This is a genomic window from Sphingomonas sp. KR3-1 (assembly GCF_040049295.1).
Classification (GTDB): Bacteria; Pseudomonadota; Alphaproteobacteria; order Sphingomonadales; family Sphingomonadaceae; genus Sphingomonas.
In genome coordinates this window covers 136,648-154,525 of the sequence record NZ_JBDZDQ010000003.1, presented here as the reverse complement: position 1 = coordinate 154,525, position 17,878 = coordinate 136,648, and the positions used below count along the sequence as shown (strand labels likewise).

The following is a 17,878-nucleotide window of genomic DNA, read 5'->3' as shown; positions in this document are numbered from 1 at the left end:
CACCGCCGCTCTGCAACTGCCCATTCCGATCCGGCATGTCTGCGGTGCCGAAGCTGCATCGTTGGCCGGAGCAGCCGTCAGTCCAGCGTCGCGCCGCCATCGGCGACCCAGACCGCACCGGTGACCAGCGAGGCGGCCGGGCTGGCGAGGAAATGGACGATCCGGGCGACTTCGTCCGGGTGCCCCGGTGCCACCTGCCCGCCCGCGCGCGGCGGGAAGCCGCCGCCCGAGGCGCGGATCTCGGCGATCCGCGCCAGCGCCGCCTCGGTTAGCACGGGCCCCGGCGCAACGGCATTCACGCGAACCCCCGAGTCGGAAAGCTCACGCGCGAGCACGCGCGTGATCGCCTCCAGCCCGGCCTTGGACGCGGCATAGGCTGCCTTGCCGGCGGTCGGGCGGCTGCCCTGGACCGAGCCGATATGGACGATCACCCCGCCCTTGCCCGCCGCGCGCATCGCTCGTGCGACCAGTTGCGACATGCGCAACGCACCCTTCAGGTTGACGTCGAGGAGCAGGTCCCAATGCGCCTCGTCCAGATCCAGGACACCGCAGGAGGGAAACAGGCCAGCGGCGTTGACCAGGATATCGGGTGGCATCTGCGCGAAGACTTCGGACAGGGCGCGTTCCAGCCCTTGCCAATCCGAGACGTCGGCCGTGATCGCCAGCGCGCCGGGGCTGTCGATCGGCGCACGGTCGACCAGGATCGGCCGCGCCCCGGCATCGGCGAGGTGGCGGGCCACCGCGCGTCCGATCCCCGAGGCGGCACCGGTCACCATCGCCACCTTGCCGTCGAGACGCCAGAGCGCGCCCAGCGACTGATCGCCGGGCGCGCCTGACGGTTTCGGGAGTTCGATCAGAATTCGGTCCCGATCGAGATGCCGTAATAGCGCGGCCGGTTCCACACGCCGGACATGATCGCCCCGAAATCGGAGGCGAAGGTAAGATAGCGGTTGTTGGTCAGGTTCTCGCCGAACACCTGCGCGCGCATCTTGTGCCCCTGGACCTGGAAGTCCCACATCAGCCGCGCGCTGAAATTGGATTCGACGCCATAGTTCGGCACCTGCGCCGTGTTGGGCGCCTGCGAGATCAGCACATAGGTCGGCGAATTGCCCTTGCCTGTGAAATCCCCGCGCAGCGTGAACTTGCCCGAGGACGGCGTCTCCAGCGCATATTGCGCGCCGACATGATAGGTCCAGTTGGGCACGTTGGCGAACTTCGCCTGGCTCGCCACATTGGTCGGCACGCCCGCGACGGCGATGATATATTCGCTGTACTTGGGATCAACATAGCCGACATTGCCGTCGATCCGGAACCCGCCGAGCACGGCCTGCGCCTCCACTTCGACGCCGCGATAGCGCGCCTTGCCGGCATTGGTCAGCTGGTTGGTATTGGTGGCGATGTTATAGCCATTGACCTGAAGGTCGTCATAATCGGTCTGATAGGCGGACAGGTTGAGCCGCAGATGGCGATCGAGCAGATCGCTCTTGAGACCCACTTCATAGCTGCGCGCGGTTTCGGGACCGAAGGGCGGCGCCCCCACGGTCGGCGCGTTATAGCCGCCCGAGCGATAGGCCGACGAAGCGCGCCCATAGAACAGCACGTCCGGGGTGATCTTGTAGCTGATCGATCCCATCCAGCCGAGATTGTGCCATTTGTCGCTGCGTACCTGGGTCGTCGTCGTCGTCGCAATCGTGGTCGAGATCGACTTCGAATTCAGCGTCTTGTCGTCCTCGGTATAGCGCAGACCGCCGACGATCTCGAGCTTGCCGTCCGCGAAGCTCGGCTTCCACCCCAACTGGGCGAAGCCGGCGACCGACTTGGAGTCGATCGAATAGCTGGTGCTGCGGTTGAGGCGGATCGCGGTGGTGGCGGAGAGCGGCGAGTCGAGGATCGTGGTGATCGTCTCGTCGACATTCTCCTTGTAGTAATACAGGCCCACCAGATAGTTGAAGTCGCCCAGGTCGCCGAGAAGCTGAAGCTCCTCGGTGAACTGCTTCTGCTTGCCGGGATTGTTCGGCGTCGCATGTGCCGTCACCGGCTCGATGAACTGGCCGGCGACCGCGGGATTGGCGACAACGCCGAGCGTCGATCCGCCGCCGATATTGCCGCGCAGATTCTGGTCGATCGTGTTGTAGCCGGTGATCGACTTGATCTGGAATGCCGGGCTGAAATCATATTCAAGCGTCCCCACGCCGCCCCAGGTCTTGACCTCGGACTTCCCGTCGGTGCGCGGATCGCGATAGCTATAGTCGCGCGGGCCGATGCCGATCGGGAACGGGCGTCCATTGGCGATGCCCGAATTGCCGAAATAGGCATCGCCCACTGCCGTGCCGGCCAGTGCTTCCCAGCCGGTATAGGAGATCAGGTCGTTGTAGCGCGCGCGCAGGTCGACCGTGAACTTGCCCATCTCGCCGCGGATCGCACCGCCAAAGCCGAAGCTGTCGAGCGCACCACCCCATTTACTGGGCGAATAGCCGGGCGCTTCCACCCAGCCGTCACGCGTATGCACCTGGGCCGAGACCTTGGCCATGAACGGCGAATTGCCGATCCGGCCGAGCTGGACCACCGAGGAGGCGACGATCTCGTTGTTCGAGCCATAGGAGAAATCGGCCTTCACGCCGAAATCCGCGGTCGGGTTGCGCGTCGAAAGCAGGATCGCGCCGCCCGTGGTGTTGCGGCCGAACAACGTGCCCTGGGGACCCCGCAGCACTTCGACGCCCGAGATGTCCGGCAGGTCGAAGGTGTTGCCGCTCGGGCGCGGCGTATAGACGCCGTCGACATAGATGCCGACCGCCGGCTCGACATAGAGCGCGGTCGAGAGCGTGCCGATGCCGCGGATATAGATGGCTGGCGCGTTGCCGCTGCCGCTCGCCTGAGTCACGCGCAAGCTGGGGGCCAGCTGGGTGATTCCTTCGATGCGGACGATGTTGAGCTGCTGGAGCTGGTCACCCGAGACCGCGCTGATCGAGAGCGGCGTGGACTGTGCGCTTTCGGCACGGCGGCGAGCAGTGACGATGATCTGCTCGAGGCGATCGAGATCGGAAGCGGCATCGCCCGACTGGGCCGGCGTCGCCTGCACGTCGGGCGAGGGGGGCGTCGCCTGCGCCGGGACGGGTTGCGCGGGCGTCGCCGCGGCAACCTGGTCCTGCGCGATCGCCGGCGCTGCGGATAGCAACGCGGTGGCAGCGACGGTTGAAAGCAGCACGACGCAATGGCGCCGTACCGGCGCGCGACCGGTCTCCATGTTCACGATTCCTCTCCCATCACGTTTTTTTATCTGATGGAGTTTTAAGAGCCGTCCGGAGAAGGACAAATCTGAAACGGGCACAGCACCAATGCAAATCCAGCATCTGCCGACGCTGCTTTGCGATGACAGCCGCTGCTATCCGGCAAGTTCCTTGAGCGGCACGGCAGGATCTTTGAGGCGTGCCGGATCGACCTTATGGCCTTCGACCACCAGCTTGCGGCCATGGACATAGTCCTTGACCGCATTGATGCAGTCGAGCGCGATCACCCTTCCCGCCTTCAGATAGATGACCGTGAAACTCCGGCTTGCCGGTTCGCCGCGAACGATCAGCTCGTCATGCCCGATCGCGAGCCCAATGGTCTGGAGCTTGATGTCATACTGGTTCGACCAGAACCACGGCACCGTATCATAATCGACCGATTTCCCGAGAATCACGCCGGCCGCGACGGCCGCCTGGTCGTTGGCGTTCTGCACCGATTCGATTCGCACCCGCGCGCCATCGGCGAAGCGATTGGCGTGCAGCGCGCAGTCACCAATCGCGAAGACATCGGGAAGGCTTGTGCGGCACTGTCCATCGACCGCCACACCATTCCCCCCCACTGCACCTGCGGCGAGCAGAGGCGCGACAGCGGGCACGATCCCGATGCCGACGATCACCATGTCTGCATCCAGCACGCTGCCATCGGCGAGTTGAACCCCGGCCACCCGCGCATCGCCCAAGATCGAGTCGACCGCCGCGCCCAGCCGCACGTCTACTCCGTGCGCGCGGTGCTCCGCCTCGAAGAAGCGCGACAGCGGTTCGCCGGCGACGCGCGCCAGCACCCGGTCGAGCGCCTCGAGCAGCACGATCTTCTTGCCGAACTTGGCGAGCACCGCGGCGGCCTCGAGCCCGATATAGCCGCCGCCGATCACCACTGCCCGTGTGACGTCCGGAAGCTCCGCCATCATCCGGTCGGCGTCTGCGCGGGTACGGACGGTGTGCACTCCCGCCAGTTGATGGCCGCCGCAGTCCAGCCGCCGCGGTGCGCCACCGGCCGCCCAGACTAGGCGGCGATAGCGGATCGTGTCGCCCGCATCGGTGGTCGCGCCGTGCCCGGCCGGATCGACCGAGACGATCGTCGTGCCCAGCCGGAACGTCACCTCACGCTCGGCCCAGAACGCTTCCGGGCGGATCAGCAGGCGCTCGAACGGCTTGTCCCCAGCCAGATATTCCTTCGAGAGCGGCGGTCGCTCATAGGGAAGCTCGGGCTCGGCCCCGATAACGAGGATCGTGCCTTCGAACTTGCCTTGACGAAGCGCGATCGCGACCGCCGCGCCGGCATGGCCGGCACCCACGATCAGGACGTCCACGGGATCAGGCATGGGATCGTCTCTCCAACGTTCGCCCCGCGTCAGGTGACAGAACCCGCAGAGACATCATCCTTATAATCTTAGCATATATAGTGCCGGTCAAGATGCGATCCCGTTCGACTCTAATCCGGCCAGACATTGGCTGCCCGAACCCGGATTTGCCGCATACCGCGCCTGATGGCGTTCGCCAGGGCCGGATTCCGTCGCCATCGGCGACGATCGTATCGGGCTTGCAATGCAGCCGCGTGGTCTGGGCATCTGGCTTCGAAGCACCAGTGATAGCGCTTTCTGGCTGCGCTCCACCTATTTCCAGTCTGCTGCGAGCGTCTCTAGTTCCTCTCTTCCAAACGCCGAAACCGACGCTCCCGATACTTTAATCTACTGCGCGCCGCCGGACAGCACAGCTGTGCCCTTGCTGGCTTCGGACCCTATGCGAACCAGCAGGTCGAACGGCACCGCGAAGCGCCGCCGACCCGCTGGTTACGCCGATCTCAACTCAAAAAGCGGTGCTGAGGGTGATTCGTCCGCCCAGGCCATCCGTATCGCCGCCCTTGGCATAGCGGCCTTCCAGGCTCAGCCCGAACCCCGACTTGCCGGCGAAGGTCATGCCGATCGCGCCTTCGCCATAGGGCGACGTGGCGTCCATCTGCAGCGCCGCGTTGGTGCCACCGCTCGAGAAGACCACGCGATCCTTCCCCATGACGTTGTCGACATAGTCGCCACGGATGAAGACAGTGCCCTTGGCACCCGCGCCGAAGGCGAACGAGGAGCCGACCCGGCCGCCCGCCTTGAGCGTCAGCCCATCGGGATCGTCGAAGCGGAACCGCCCGGCGGTGACGGCGAAATCGTCGATCCGGCCGTGGTTCGCCGCCACGCTGACATGCGGCTCGAGGAACAGGGCCTTGCCGCCCAGCCGCCCGCCCAGCTCGGCCTGGACGCCGTAGCCCGACCCCTTCAGCTTGCTGGAATAGCCGCCCGAGACGCTGGAAACATGCCCCCAATAGAGGTCGTATTTCCCGAGCAGGTTGAAGAACAGCGCGCCCGAGCGAAAGCCGACATAGGCGCCCAGGTTGACGTCGTCGAACCGTGCGCGATCGGCCTGGCTGTCATAGGACAGGGTGGAGTGCAGGTAGCCGCCGGTGATGCCGTAGACGGGCTTGCCGTCGAGGCTCGAGCGCAGATCGATGCCGAGCTGGCCGCCGACCTCGTTCTGCGCATAGCCGATGCGGACCGGGCGGGTGACCCCGAAGGCCGTGGCGGTCTGGCTGACGTCGCGGGTCTGGCGCTGGCCGATGAACTGGCCCCAGATGCCGGGCTTGGACTGGCCGGAGGACAGAAGCTGCAGGTCGCGGATCTGCTGCATCCGCGCCGACCATGCATCGGCGGATTGCGCCCAGAGATTGCGCACGCCCGCGCTGATCGCCAGCGTGCGATAGGCCGCGTCGCCGGGCATCGCGACCAGGTCGTAGCTCAGATTTCCCGCATCATATTTGATGCCGAAACCGATGAGCCCCGAGGCATTCTGTTCGGCGGGATCGAGCGTGAACGCGCCGGCATCCGATGCCGCGCCGACCTTCATGAAGGGCGTGCCGTAGTTCAGTGCCAGCGTCCCGTCGTTGATCCGGTTCAGCGAGACGATGGTGGTGCCCGATGCCGTCCCGCTCACCTGGATCAGGTCGCTCCCGGTCAGGTTCGTCGGATCGATATCGACGATCATCCGGCCGTTCACGCCGGCATAGTCGCCCGGCACGACCAGCTGGTCGCCGGCATGACCGTTGCGGAAATCGATCACGCCGGCGTTGCGGAAGCTCTCGAGACCGGTAAGCGTGACGGTCGTCGCCGCAGCCGCGGACGGCGCGACGTTGAACGCGCCGCGATTGTCGAACAGGTCGGTGCCGCCCTTGAAGTCGCTATTGGCGACCGCGTTGAACACGCCGGTGTTGGTCACGACGTCGTTCCCGGCGCCGAGCAGCAGGTTGCCGTTGATCGTGCCGCTGTTGTTGATCGTCACCGGCCCGCCGGTCGCAGTGATCGTCACCGCGGCGAGCTTGGCGGTGCCGGACGGGCCGATCGTGCCGGCATTGTTGATCATCGCGCCGGTGACCGAAGCGATCGACACCGCCCCGAGTCCGCCGTCGAGCGACGCGCCGGCGACGAGGTTCAGCGCCGCACTGGTCTTGGCGTTGATCGCAACGCCGATCGAGGCCGCGGACCGCACCGCCCCGGTGAGCGATACCGTCGCGGCGCCGGTCGAGCTGAGCGCCGAAATGCCGATCGCGTCCACCCCCGCCGTGCTGACGCTGCCGACGGTCACGCGCGCATCCTTCGTTGCGGACACGCGAATGCCGATCGCGCCCTTCCCTGCCGTCGAGACCGAACCCTGCGTGACATCGACCGCTCCTGCGGCGCTGATCACGTCGATGGCATTGGCGCCGTCGCCCTTGGTTGTGATGCTGCCCTGCCCGGTGATCGTCACGCCGGCGGCGCCGCGCGCATAGATGCCGTACGCGGTCGCGCCGGTCGTCGAGATCGCACCGGCATTGGCGACCGAGGCAGTGCCCGCCGTCGCTTGGGCGAGGATCGCGCTCGATCCCGCGCCGGTCGTGGTGACCGACTGCGCCGATACCGCAATGTTGCCCGCCGAGCTCGCCGCGTTGACGCCCGGCGCATTGTCGCCCGAGGTCTGGATCGCACCGAGATCGAGCGCGATGTCGCCCGCCGTAGAGGCGATCAGGACGGCGGTGGCGCTGGCGCCGGTCGTCGTGATGCTCCCGCGCCCGCCGACCGTCACGCCCGCGGGTCCGCGCGCATAGATGCCATAGGCCGACGCGCCTCCCGTCGAGATCGGACCGCTGTTGGTGACCGAGATGGCGCCGCTGGTCGACGAGGTGAGGATCGCGGTGGCGCCCGAGCCCGTCGTGGTCACCGATTGGGCCGACACTGCGATGTTCCCCGTCGTGCTCGTCGCATTGACGCCGACGGCATTGATACCCGCGGTGGTGATCGCGCCGAGATTGAGGCGCGTGTCGCCCGTCGTCGCGGTGACGAGGACGGCGGTCGCGTTGGCGCCGGTCGTCCCGATACTGCCCTTGCCGTCGATCGCCACGCCGACACCGCGCGCGGAGATGCCGTAGGCCGTCGCGCCGGTGGTCGAGATCGTGCCATAGTCGGTAACCGCGACGCTGCCGCTGGTCGACGCCAGCAGCATCGCGGTCGCGCCGGCGCCGGTCGTGGCGATCGACTGGGCAGACGCGGAAACATTGCCCGAGGCGCTCGCCGCGTTGATGCCGGCCGCATTGTCGCCCGAGGTCTTGATCGTGCCGAAGCTGAGGGTGAGATTGCCCGTTCCCGTCGCGACGGTGGCCGCGGCGGCGCCCGCCGTCACGATCGTCGATCCGGCGGCGTCGATCTCGACATTGGAGGTATTGCGCGTCCCGCCGATCGTCAGCCCGCGCGCATGCGTCGCCGTGGTATCGACAACCACGTCGGGTGCGATCTTGAGCGTCAGATTCTGCGTCGCGGCATAGGTGATGCCGGCGGAATTGGGATTGGTCGCGCTCGTGCAGGTCACCGTGGTGCCGGTCTGGGGCCCGCATTCGTCCGATGCATGCGCGGGGCTGGCCGCAAGGCCGGAGGCCAGGGCCAGAAGGCCGGCGGACAGGCCCAGGGCAGAGCTCGCGTTACGGCGTGACATTTCGCTTTTCCTTTCATCTTACGTGCCGGATGCGGGCCGGTGCCGTGTTTCGGCGGCGCGTATGTGCGACCCGCGCCGCATCGACAGAGTTGGCGGTGAAATTCGCGCGACAGTGCCGCGAAGAAGGGGCTATTTCCGCGCCGGGCGAACGCATGTCCTCAGGAAGCGACAGGAAGAGCCGCTTCCGGTATTTGCGTCACCCGCCGAGTATTTGACCTGTTACTAGGAATATCGGCGCAGAAGCCGATCATGGGATCAGGACATCACAAGCCATCCGATTTGGTGTGTTGCGATGTCGGCCGGATAAATTCCCATTGTGACATATTTAATTTCTTCTGAGGAATTTAATCCCGCAACGCGCCTCGCGCGCGTACGCAGGCGCAATCTGCATACGATCGCGGGAGCGGCCCGCCGACCCGGGCGGCGCGATCTGACGGTCGACTTGCCAATGCCGCGATCTCCGCGGGCAGGGCATACCCTGCACGGGCACGGCCAGTTCACCTATCGCGAAATCGGCGCACCGGCATTCGCCCCGCCGCTTTAATTCCAATGAATAAATTAAATCTGTCATAGACAGCACTTAGCGGCGGCCTCGCAATCAATCGGGGACGCAATATGAAGACCACCTTCCTCCTCGGCACCGCTCTGGCGGCCACCCTTTTTATCACTGACGCCGCGGCGCAGACCGTGCCGCAGCAGGCACCCGAAGACGCGCAGGCAAGCCCCGACGGCCAGGTCAAGGACGGCGACATCGTCGTCACCGGCTATCGCGCCAGCCTCGAGACCGCGCGCGAGCAGAAGCGCAACTCCGACGCGATCCTCGACGCCGTCGCGGCCGAGGATATCGGCCAGCTGCCAGACAACAGCGCGACCGAAGCGCTCTCCCGCCTGCCCGGCGCGCAGACGCTGCAGACCCGCGGCGAGAAGCAGGGCATCACCGTCCGCGGTCTCACTCAGGTGATGACCACGGTCAACGGGCAGGAGGACTATACCGGCGTCTCGCGCCAGACGCTGCTCAACAGCTATCCCGCCAGCCTGATCGCCTCCGCGCAGATCTACAAGGCGCTCACCCCCGACATGATCGAGGGCGGCATCGCCGGCGCGATCAACATCGACCTGCGCAAGCCCCTGGACTTCCCGCGCGGCCTCACCGCCGTCGGCAGCATCCGCGGGACCTATGACACGCAACGCAAGACCGGCTTCTACAATGCCGACCTGCTGCTGTCGCGGCGCTGGGACACCGGGATCGGCGAGTTCGGCGTGCTGATCAACGCCTCCTATCTGCGCCGCAGCTATTTCGAATATTACCGGCAGAACCAGACGCCGGTGCTGGGCGCCGGCAATCATCTGGGTGCCGGCCTGGTCTTCCCCGGCGGCATCCTGATCCGCCACCAGCCCGGCGCCTATCAGCGCCCGGTGGTGACCGCCGCGGCGCAGTGGCACCCGAGCAGCAACCTGGCGCTCGACCTGCGCGTCACCCACATCACCGACAACAACCAGCGCGACGACAATTATCTCAACACCGGCATCGGGGCGACCAACGTCTTCACCGAGGTCGAGGTGATCCCGGGCACCAACATCATGAAGAGCGGGACCTGGCGCGCGACCGGCGCGACCGGCCCCTATTCCTCGCACAACGACATCAACACCAACACGACGCTGGTCGAGTTCGGCGCGAAATACCGCACCGGCATCGCCCGGATCAGCACCCAGGCCAAATATACCAGCTCGCGCAACTCCTCTGCCGCCCGCGCGATGCTGTTCGGGTTCAAGACCGCGCCGACGATCCACGCGGACTTCGAGAGCGACAGCAAATATGGCGGCCTGGCCTATGAATATGTCGGCGTCGACATGAACGACCCGAACAACTTCGTCGCGCGCACCTATTCGGACTCGCTGACCATCGCGGAAGGCCATGGCCTGCAATGGCGCACCGACCTCGACCTGAACCTGGGCGACGGGCTGCTGCGCTCGCTGAAGGCCGGCTTCCGCTACACCAACCGCACTGCGGACTATCGCTCCGGCTCGCGCTCGATCTCGCTGCCTGCCGGCACGCCCGTCTCCGCGCTGCCGGGCGGCGACCAGCTGGCCGCGGTTGATCCCGGCTTCTACGGCGACGATGCGAACATCCCGCGGACCTGGACCGGCTATGATTCGAAGCTGCTCTTCGATTCCGCCACCTATGCCGCGCTGACCAAATATCTGGCGACGCTTCCCGGCCAGGCCGCGCTCTGGGGCAGCCCGCTGCAGGTGCTCCCGTCGTTCAAGGCGGACGAGAACACCTATGCCGTCTATGGCCAGTTCAAATATGGCCTCGAGCTCGGCGGCGTGCCGATCGACGGCGTTGTCGGCGCGCGGCTGGTCAACACCGCGCTCGACATCAGCGGCACCAAGCAGCTTACCAACCGCACCACCGGCGTGGTGACCACCAGCCCGATCAGCGGGCGGCAGAACTATCTGGACGTCGATCCCAGCGCGAGCCTGGTCGCGCATCTGGGCCGCCAGGTGCAGCTGCGCTTCGCCTGGTCCAAGACCTTCACCCGCCCGGACTTCTCGCAGCTCAACCCGAACCTGACGCTGACCGAGACGACCAGCGCGGGCGGCTATACCGGCACCGCGACGGCGGGCAATCCGGACCTCCAGCCGACGCGCTCGACCAACTGGGACGCCTCGCTCGAATGGTATTTCGGGCGCACCGGCTCCGCCAGCCTGGCCGTGTTCCGCCGCGACGTGAACGGCTTCATCGTCAACACCATCCTGGAGGAGGAAGTGCCAGGGGCCGGCGGAGTCGTCGACGTGACCCGGCCGGTCAACGCGGGCAAGGGTCGCTTCCAGGGCGTCGAGCTCTCCGGCAACACCTTCTTCGAGTTCCTGCCCGGCCTGCTCCACAATTTCGGCATGTCGGGATCCTACACCTATCTCGACACCAACCAGGTCCTGCCCACCACCGGGGCGAATGTCGGCACCAGCGGGCCAATCCCCAACGCGTCCAAATATACCGGCACGATCTCGTTCTTCTACGACGACAAGAAGTTCCGCGCCCGCGCCTCCTACACGCGCCGCAGCGCCTTCCTGCTGCGCTACAACACGGCCAACCTGGCCTATAACCAGATCTATTCGCCGATCACCCAGCTCGATGCATCGGTGAACTACCGGTTCACCCGCAACATCTCGCTCTCGATCGACGGCACCAACCTGCTCGGCAACTTCCAGGCAGGCTATCTCGGCACGCCGCTCATCTCGGACCGTGTCTATTATGTCGGCCGCACCATCTCGGGTGCCGTCCGCTTCGTGTTCTGATTTCCCTCTCCCTCTAGCCCGGAGCCCCTGAACACTGGCTCCGGGCTGCTTTTTGCCCAGTCCGTCGGATCGTGCGCCCTTGTAATGAAACTGCTTCAGATCGGCCCTAAGGATCGGCCCCTCCCATGCGAGCCCCTCCGAAGACCCTGAGCATCTACGCCGCCGGCCACCTCGCCAAGAGCCTGGTCTGGGCGTTCAGCGACCTGCTGTTCGCCTATTTCGCGCATGAGCGTATGGGCCTGCCGGCGAGCGACATCGGCTGGATCCTGTTCTTCTCGCTCGTCTATAGCGGCGCGCTCGACGTGCTGGCCGCGGTGCTGCTGAGCGTGTTTCCCGGCCATGAGGACCGGGTGCCCCGCGCACAGCTCGCCGGCGCGCTTCTCACCGCAGTGTCGGGCGTGCTGCTCTTCTCCCCCCTGTCGATCTCCGGCGGCGAGCTGTTCGCCTGGCTGCTGATCGTCTCGCTGATGTTCCGCACCGGCTATGCGATCTACGACGTCTCGCAGAATGCGCTGGTCTCGCTGCTGCCCCGCGACGATGCCGAGGCGCGGCACTATGTCACCACCCGCACTACCCTCTCCTATCTCGCCAAGGTGATCGTCGCGCTCGCCAGCTTCGCGGTGATCGGCACCGGCGATCGGCAAGGCACGGCGCTGTTCATCCTGTTGCCGATCGCGGCGATGGCGGTCGGTGCCGCCGTGCCGATGGCGAACTACCGGATCGGCAGGCATGCGGACGCGGAAGACACCGCCACTTCGGTCGGCTCGCCGCCGCCGATCCGCCTGCTGCTTCCCGTGCTCGTCGCGGTTGCGGGACAGGTCTGCCTGCTCGGGCTGGTCGGCCGATTCCTGCCCTTCGCGCATGATCCGCAGACCCGCGCCCCGATCGGCGCCGCGCTCGCGCTCGCCTCGGTGGCGGGCGGGATGTTCGGGCCGATGCTCGCCAGCTGGCTGATGCGCGGGGGCGAGCGGTTCGCGCTGGCGAATATCGGCTTCACGATCGTCTGCGTCGCCAGCGCGCTGGTGCTGGTCGCGGGGCAGAGCACGCTCCAGATGATCGCCGCCGCCGCGGTGTTCAGCGTCGGCGGCGGCGCGATCAGCGTACTGGTGTGGAACGAGCTGTCCGACGTCGTCCGCAGCCACGCCCAGGCAACGGGCCGCCGTGCGGATCTCGCCTCGTTCGCGCTGCTCACCGCGACGATCAAGCTCGGCTCGGGCGGCACCGGCCTTTTCCTGGGGCAGCTGCTCGACGGCTATCAGGCACGGAGCGCCGCCGCGCTCGGCACGATCGCCGCAGCGACGATCGCGGGCGGGCTGCTGTCGATCGCGGCGTTGGCTGCAAGCCACGGCCGGCGCGGCGGGCTGCGGTGAGGCGGGCCATGCCTATCAAGCCCCGCCAACCCGATGTAGGAACGCTCGCGGTAAGGAAATCCATGCGTTCCGATCTCTCCAGGCTGCTGACCGACCAGCACAAGCGAATCCTGTGGAACCTGCGCATCCAGGGCGCGGCGCCGCGTGCGGAGATCGCGCAACAGCTCGGCATCCATGCCGGGCCGATGACGCGGCTGACGCGCGAGCTGATCACGCTGGACCTGATCGAGGAACGCGAACAGGTACTCGCCGAGCGCGGGCGCCCGTCGATCCCGCTCGCCGTGGCGGGCGGCGGCGGCTATGCGGCAGGCGCGACGGTGCATCCCGGCTGGCTCGAGATCGTGCTGGTCGACTTTGCCGGCACCCTGATCGCGCGCGAGGCGCAGCCTTTCGCCAGCCCCGATCCCCGCGTGTTCGCCGAGGCGATCGATGCGCGGCTGCGCGCCATGGCCGGCGAGCGCTCGCTGATGCGCACGCGCTTCCTCGGACTCGGCCTGGCGGTGCCGGGGCCGGTCACCAAATGGTCGCCCCGGCGCCGGCGCACCGTCGAATGGCTGCGCGGCTGGCAGGATGTCGATCTGCCCGACTATTTCGAGGACTATCTGGGCGTCCCCGTGTTCGTGGAGAATGAGGCGACCTGCGCGGGGCTGGCGGAATTCTACGACAGCGGCCTGATCCGCAGCTGCGATTCGGCGATCGTCTTCTTCCTCGGCCACGGCGTCGGCGCGGGCGTGATCAGCCGCCGCAACGTGTTCGGCGGCGAGCATGGCAATGCCGGCGAGATTGGCGGCTTCTTCCCGCTCGACCGTGCGCGCCCCTCGGCGATCGACCTGCTCAAGACGCTACGCGAGGCCGGTGCTGCGATCGAGACGCTCAACGAGATCGACCAGGTCCTGGAAAGCCATGCCGAGACCATCGCCGCCTGGGCCGTGCGCGCCGGCGACCAGCTGTGGCTCGCGGTCGATGCCGGCATCGGCTGGATCGATCCCGGCGCGATCGTGCTGTCGGGCGGCCTGCCGCCGTCGATCCTCCAGGCACTGGGCGACCGCGTCACGCGCGGAAAGGACATGATCGAGCACCCCTCCCAGCCTTCGGTCCGCTTCCATGTGTCGCGGCTGGGCAGCTGGGCGGCGGCGATCGGCGCCGCGCTGATCCCGATCCACGAAATAACCGCATCGGTGCACGGCAGTCCGGTTTAATTCTCTGTAATTAAGTAAATCTGTCATCGTCGCGACCCAGACCGGGCTATCGATAACGACCGCGCCGGGAAGGCTTGATGATATTGTTCGCGCTTCAGCATGGCTCGGTCGATCGCACCCTCCAGATGCAGTCGGTCAAGGATAGACGATGATGCGATTCCGGGCTTCCGCCGGACTTTCCCTGCTTTTTTCGATGGCTCTCGTCTCGACATCCGTTGCCGCCGCACCCGGCGTCCGCGACCGCTTCGGCGGCACCAGCGCGCGCATCCTCGTGGTGGCGCATCGCGGCTGCCATAATGCGGCGCCCGGCCACGGCCTGCCCTCCGCGCCGGAGAATTCGATCGCGGCGCTCGAGAATTGCGTGCGGATCGGCGCCGACATGATGGAGACCGATGTGCGCCAGACCGCCGATGGCGAGCTGGTGATGATCCATGACGACACGCTCGAGCGCACCACCACCGGCAGCGGCCGGGTGCGCAACAAGACGCTTGCCGAGCTGCGCACGCTGCGCCTGCGCGAGAATCTCGGCGGCAAGGATGCCGCCCCCACCGACCAGCGGATCGCGACGCTGGACGAGATGCTGGCCGCCGCACACGGGCGAATGCACCTGAACCTCGACGTCAAGGACGCCATCTACGTCGAAGTGATCGCGGCGGTGGAGCGGGCGGGTATGCAGGACCAGGTGATCGTCAAGACCGTCGCCGGGCCGAACTCGCCCGCGCTCGCGGCACTCTCGCCCTATGACCGGGTACCCTTCGCGCCGATCCTGCTCAACCCGCACGGCGATGCCGACCTTGGCGCGATCGCCCTGCGGCAGACCGCCGGCAAGCGGCCGATCGCGATCGAGCTACCGCAGATGTCGCCGGAGCAGCTTCCCGCGGTCGTCGCGCATGCCAACGGCGTGCGGTTGTGGGTCAATACGCTGTGGAGCGGCTTCATCACCGGCTGGGGCGGAGATGCCGCGGCGCTGCGCGATCCGGACCAGGTATGGGGCCGCATGTACCGCGCCGGCATCAGCATCTTCCAGACCGACGAGCCCGAGGCGCTGCTCGCCTTCCGGGCCACGCAACGGCTATAGATCGATGGCGCACCCCTTCTCCCGGCGCAGCTTCCTCAAGGCCGCGAGCGTCGCCGCGGGCGGGCTCCCGGCGTTGGGTCATGCCGCACAAGCGGCCGACGACCCCGCCAAGGCGATCCGCGACCGTATCGCGCTGTCCGACCTCCATTATGCCGAGCCGCCCCGGCGCAGCGAGGAAGGACTGCCGATCGGCAATGGCCGGATGGGCAGCCTGGTCTGGACCACAGCTTCGCAGGTCCGGCTGCAGATCAACCGCGTCGATGCCTATCCGGCCGGCTCCGCCTCGAACAGCTTCAACGAGGCGCACAACGACTATTGCGGCGGCTGCGCCTGGCTCGACCTGCGCTTCGAGGGGCGCCCGTTCCGCAAGGGCAAGGTGGCGCTCCACCTCTCGGTCTATGACGGCATCGTCACGATCACCGGCGACGGGGTGAAGGTGGAGATCGTCGCGGCGCGCGAGCCCGACGTGTTCGCGATCGCGATCCAGGATCGGCGCGGCAGCGCGGTGACCGCCACGCTCCGTGCGCTCCGCTATGCGCCGAGCTCCACCGACGCGAACGGTGCCGCCGACACGCATGCCACGACGTTGCGGACCAGGAGCCATCTCGCCGTCACGCGCCTGCATGCCGAGGATGCCGCGATCGCGCTGTCGCAGGAATTTCGCGAGGTGCCGTTCCGCAGCCACACCGCGGTGATGGCGGCCTTCGCCTCGGGCGCGGCGGAGAGCGAGCTGCTCGACGAAGCCAGCGTCGCGCTCATCGCGAGCGATGCCACGACGCTGTTCGTCAGCTCGGCGGCGGGCTTCGGTGACGATGGCGACAGCCTCGCCACCGCGCGACGGGCGCTCGAGACCGCACGCACCGCGGGAATGCCCGCGCTGGCCCAGGCCGCGCGCGCCTGGTGGCATGATTTCTGGGACCAGGGATCGCTGGCCCTGCACAGCGCCGACGGCACCGCAGAACGCGTGCAGCGCGACTATCATTATTATCTGTACCTGATGGCCGCCACATCGGGCGGCAAGTTCCCGCCCAAGTTCAACGGCATGCTGTGGAACACCGGCGGCGACCCGCGCGCCTGGGGCGCGCAGCATTGGTACACCAACACCAGCTGCTATCAGGAAGCGCTGCCGGCATCGGGCCGGCTGGTGCTGACCGATCCGTTCTTCGACCTCTATTCCGCCATGTTGCCGGCCTGCCGCGCGGCGGCCGAGGCGCAATGGGGCTCGCAGGGCATCTTCATCCCCGAGACCGTTACGTTCGACGGGCCCGAGCCGCTGCCGCCCGAAATCGCGGCGGAGATGCGCGCGCTCTATCTGTCGCGAAAGCCCTGGGCGGAGAAATCGCCGGCCTTTCTCGATTACGCCACGACCAAGCATCCCTATGCCAGCGTCTGGAACTGGAAGACGCCGGGCCGCTGGGAGAAGGGGCGCTATCTGTTCGGCGAGCGCGGCCACGGCCCCTATGGCCCGACCAGCCACATCTTCGCGACCACCGCCAAGATCGCCTATCATTTCTGGCTGCGCTACGAATTCACCCAGGACCGCGCCTGGCTGGCCGAGCGCGCCTATCCGATGCTGCGCGGCGCGGTCGAATTCTATCGCCACCACCCGATGGTGCGGCTGGAAGCGGACGGCAGGTTCCACATCCAGGGATCGAACAACAGCGAGCCGATCCGCGATGCGCGCGACGCCAGCGAGGATCTGGCGGCGCTGCGTGCGGTGATCCCGGCGCTGTTGCGCGCGGCAGCATTGCTCGACCGCGACAAGGCGCTGCAACCGGCGTGGCGTGATTTTCTCGACCGGCTCGCACCGCTGCCCTGCAGCGACGATCCCGACGTGCTAGGCGCCGACCTGCTGCACGGACCTCGCACGCTCGCGGCGGCACGCGGGCCTGCGCGATATTTCAATCCCGACTATGTCCGCGCCGAGCCACACACGCTGCCCGTGTGGTTCTTCGACCTGTGCGGCGTCGAGGCGCGCGACACCGCGCTGCGCGACCTCGCCCAGGCGACGCTCGACAGGCTCGTCGAAAGCCATGGCCCAGCCTCGAAGACCTGGAACAACGGCCTCACCAAGCTGCCGATCGCCGCGGCGCTGCTCGGCCGCGCCGAGCTGGTCCGCGACCTTGTGCCGCGCCAGATGGGCGCCCTCGCCGCACCCGGCGCGCTCGCCAACACGCCGCTGCTGCGCAACCGGCTGAGCCTGGGCGAAGGCGCGCAGGCGATGAGCGCCCAGCATCTCGGCCGCGCGTCCGAGGCGCTGCAGCTCGCGCTGCTGCAGAGCGCTCCACCTGCGCCGGGCGAGGATCCGATCCTGCATCTCTTCCCCGCCTGGCCGACCGACTGGGACGCCGACTATCGCCTGCACGCCCGCGGCGGCTTCGTGGTCGAGGCGACGATGACGCGCGGCGCGGTGACCCGGCTCGAACTCCGCTCAAAGGCGGGGGCGCCGTGCCGGCTGCGCAATCCATTTCCCGCGGCCGTGACGCTGCAGCGCGACGGACGCCCGGCAGAGACGCTCACCGGCAGCCTGCTGAGCTTCCCGACGCGGATGGGCGAAACCATCGCTTTAATTCCAGGGAAGTAATTAAATATGTCACACGCGATTCCTAGGGCGTTCGCGAACAGTGGCCGCTCGCAACC

At 67.1% G+C, this 17,878-nt stretch carries 9 protein-coding genes; 5 read left to right on the top strand and 4 right to left on the bottom strand.

What is annotated here, in order from left to right; translation table 11 throughout:
• Positions 1-77: 77 nt before the first annotated feature.
• From ABLE38_RS16580 to ABLE38_RS16565, 4 genes are all read right to left on the bottom strand, one after another.
• Positions 78-902 (bottom strand): SDR family oxidoreductase, encoded by an 825-nt coding sequence (locus tag ABLE38_RS16580; protein WP_348975355.1) that lies wholly within the window; start codon positions 900-902, stop codon positions 78-80.
• Positions 854-3,244, bottom strand: coding sequence for a TonB-dependent receptor (locus ABLE38_RS16575; protein ID WP_348975354.1), 2,391 nt, complete (start codon positions 3,242-3,244; stop codon positions 854-856). The genes ABLE38_RS16580 and ABLE38_RS16575 overlap by 49 nt, the downstream gene beginning before the upstream one ends.
• A gap of 138 nt (positions 3,245-3,382) precedes the next feature.
• Positions 3,383-4,609 carry an FAD-dependent oxidoreductase gene (locus ABLE38_RS16570; protein WP_348975353.1) on the bottom strand — a complete coding sequence of 409 codons (1,227 nt, stop codon included), beginning with the start codon at positions 4,607-4,609 and terminating at the stop codon, positions 3,383-3,385.
• A 484-nt stretch (positions 4,610-5,093) separates the two neighbouring features.
• Entirely contained in the window at positions 5,094-8,291 is a 3,198-nt protein-coding gene (locus ABLE38_RS16565) for a hypothetical protein (protein ID WP_348975352.1), read from the bottom strand.
• A 615-nt stretch (positions 8,292-8,906) separates the two neighbouring features.
• Between ABLE38_RS16565 and ABLE38_RS16560 the strand changes: the two genes are divergently transcribed.
• The 5 genes from ABLE38_RS16560 (at position 8,907) to ABLE38_RS16540 (ending at position 17,822) form a co-directional block, all read left to right on the top strand.
• Positions 8,907-11,591 carry a TonB-dependent receptor gene (locus ABLE38_RS16560; protein WP_348975351.1) on the top strand — a complete coding sequence of 895 codons (2,685 nt, stop codon included), beginning with the start codon at positions 8,907-8,909 and terminating at the stop codon, positions 11,589-11,591.
• Positions 11,592-11,716: 125 nt separating this feature from the next.
• Positions 11,717-12,961, top strand: a complete 1,245-nt coding sequence (locus ABLE38_RS16555) for an MFS transporter (RefSeq protein WP_348975350.1) — start codon at positions 11,717-11,719, stop codon at positions 12,959-12,961.
• 62 nt (positions 12,962-13,023) lie between these two features.
• On the top strand, positions 13,024-14,160 hold the full coding sequence (locus tag ABLE38_RS16550) for an ROK family protein (protein WP_348975349.1): 1,137 nt from the start codon (positions 13,024-13,026) through the stop codon (positions 14,158-14,160).
• Between the two features lie 193 nt (positions 14,161-14,353).
• Complete coding sequence (locus tag ABLE38_RS16545) at positions 14,354-15,238, top strand: glycerophosphodiester phosphodiesterase family protein (RefSeq protein ID WP_348975348.1); 885 nt, start codon at positions 14,354-14,356, stop codon at positions 15,236-15,238.
• Between the two features lie 4 nt (positions 15,239-15,242).
• Entirely contained in the window at positions 15,243-17,822 is a 2,580-nt protein-coding gene (locus ABLE38_RS16540) for a glycoside hydrolase family 95-like protein (protein ID WP_348975347.1), read from the top strand.
• The last annotated feature ends 56 nt before the right edge of the window (positions 17,823-17,878 follow it).

What these genes read in the sequence shown, in the direction of transcription:
- ABLE38_RS16565 (WP_348975352.1), bottom strand. Translation starts at nt 8,291, where the DNA reads ATGTCACGCCGTAACGCGAGCTCTGCCCTGGGCCTGTCCGCCGGCCTT.
- ABLE38_RS16555 (WP_348975350.1), top strand. Translation starts at nt 11,717, where the DNA reads ATGCGAGCCCCTCCGAAGACCCTGAGCATCTACGCCGCCGGCCACCTC.
- ABLE38_RS16545 (WP_348975348.1), top strand. Translation starts at nt 14,354, where the DNA reads ATGGCTCTCGTCTCGACATCCGTTGCCGCCGCACCCGGCGTCCGCGAC.
- ABLE38_RS16540 (WP_348975347.1), top strand. Translation starts at nt 15,243, where the DNA reads ATGGCGCACCCCTTCTCCCGGCGCAGCTTCCTCAAGGCCGCGAGCGTC.
- ABLE38_RS16575 (WP_348975354.1), bottom strand. Translation starts at nt 3,244, where the DNA reads ATGGAGACCGGTCGCGCGCCGGTACGGCGCCATTGCGTCGTGCTGCTT.
- ABLE38_RS16570 (WP_348975353.1), bottom strand. Translation starts at nt 4,609, where the DNA reads ATGCCTGATCCCGTGGACGTCCTGATCGTGGGTGCCGGCCATGCCGGC.
- ABLE38_RS16550 (WP_348975349.1), top strand. Translation starts at nt 13,024, where the DNA reads ATGCGTTCCGATCTCTCCAGGCTGCTGACCGACCAGCACAAGCGAATC.
- ABLE38_RS16560 (WP_348975351.1), top strand. Translation starts at nt 8,907, where the DNA reads ATGAAGACCACCTTCCTCCTCGGCACCGCTCTGGCGGCCACCCTTTTT.